Below are 1,799 nucleotides of genomic sequence, written 5' to 3' on the forward strand. Positions count from 1 at the left end.
GCGGCGTCCTTTACTCCGGTGCGCTGATCAGCAAGCTTCGGGGCCGCTACGAGAGAGTGTCCCCCATGCGCCTGATCCTGACCGCCCTGCTCTGCCTGGCCCTGCCGGGCGCCGTCCTGGCCCAGGCCACACCCGCCGAACAGGCGATGATGCGGACGGTCGAGGCCGAGCATGACCGGCATGTGGCCCTGCTGGAGCGGCTGGTGAACCAGAACAGCGGGACGCTGAACCTGGCGGGGGTGCGGGCGACGGGGGAGATGGTCCGGGCCGAGCTGGAGCCGCTGGGGTTCGCAGTGCGCTGGATCGACATGGCCGAGACGGGACGCGCGGGGCATCTGGTGGCGACGCATCCGGGCCGCGGCCGCAACGTGCTGCTGATCGGCCATCTGGATACGGTGTTCGAGGCCGACAGCCCGTTCCAGACCTTCCAGCGCGGCGAGGGCGCGCGGGCCACGGGCCCCGGCATCGGCGACGACAAGGGCGGGGTGGTGGTGATCGTCGCCGCCCTGCGCGCGATGCAGGCGGCGGGAACGCTGGAGGACGCCAACGTCACGGTGGTGCTGACCGGCGACGAGGAGCGGATCGGGACGCCCGCGAGCGTGGCGCGGCGCGATCTGATCGAGGCCGGACGCGCGGCGGCCTTCGCGCTGGAGTTCGAGAACCTGGCCGTCGACGACGGGGCGGAGTTCGGCACGGTGGCGCGGCGCAGTTCGTCGAACTGGACCCTGACCGCCACCGGCCGGACGGGCCATTCCAGCGGCGTGTTCAACGACACGCTGGGATACGGGGCCATCTATGAGGTGGCGCGCATCCTCGACGGCTTCCGCCGCGAGCTGCCGGAGCCGAACCTGACCTACAATGTCGGGGTCATCGCCGGCGGGACCCCCGCGGAGATCGACGCCGAGGGATTCAACGTCACCGCCTCAGGCAAGACCAATATCGTCGCCTCGACGGCCATCGCGCGCGGGGATCTGCGCACCCTGACGGCCGAACAGGACGCCCGCGTCCGCGCCGGGATGCAGGCCATTGTCGCCGACCACCTGCCGCACACCAGCGCCGAACTGGTGTTCGGGGACGGCGGCTATCCGCCCATGGCCCCGACCGAGGGCAACCGGGCCCTGCTGGCCCGGCTGAACGCCGTCAACCGCGACCTCGGCCTGCCGGAGATGGCGGAATACGACCCGGCGAGGCGCGGGGCGGCCGACAGCGGCTTCGTGGCCGGGGATGTGGATACGCTGGGCGGGCTGGGCATCGCCGGCGGCGGCGCCCACGCCGAGGGCGAATGGGTCGATCTGGACAGTCTGGTGCGCCAGTCGCAACGGGCGGCGGTGCTGATTTCGCGGCTGAGTCTCGAGGGTCTGTGACTCACCCGTACATGTCGCCGAGGTAGACGCGGCGGACCTCGGGGTCGCGGATGACGTCCTCGGCCTTGCCCTCGAACAGGACGGCGCCGCCCGAGATGATCGAGGCGTGGTCGATGATCTCCAGCGTCTCGCGGACGTTGTGATCGGTGATCAGCACGCCGATGCCCTCGCCCGCCAGGTAGCGGATGACCTGGCGGATATCGGCGATGGCCAGCGGGTCGATGCCGGCGAAGGGCTCGTCGAGCAGCATGACGCTGGGGCGGCCGGCGAGGGCGCGGGCGATCTCGCAGCGGCGCCGCTCGCCGCCGGACAGGCCGGAGGCCGGGGCATGACGCAAGTGGTCGCTGCGCAGCTCTTCCAGCAGGCGGGAGGTCTCTTCGGCGATGGCCTGACGGCCGGTGTGGTGCAGTTCGACGACGGCGCGGACGTTCTGCT

2 protein-coding genes are annotated in these 1,799 nt (G+C 71.5%); one reads left to right on the forward strand and one right to left on the reverse strand.

What is annotated here, in order from left to right; genetic code table 11:
• Positions 1-1,364 (forward strand): M20/M25/M40 family metallo-hydrolase (locus tag VGD32_RS02370; RefSeq protein ID WP_331030302.1); only part of this gene is annotated, 1,364 nt, incomplete at its 5' end.
• A gap of 1 nt (position 1,365) precedes the next feature.
• Here VGD32_RS02370 and VGD32_RS02375 read toward each other — a convergent pair.
• Positions 1,366-1,799 (reverse strand): ATP-binding cassette domain-containing protein (locus VGD32_RS02375; RefSeq protein WP_331030303.1); only part of this gene is annotated, 434 nt, incomplete at its 5' end.

Source organism: Brevundimonas sp., assembly GCF_036402095.1.
Taxonomy (GTDB): Bacteria; Pseudomonadota; Alphaproteobacteria; order Caulobacterales; family Caulobacteraceae; genus Brevundimonas.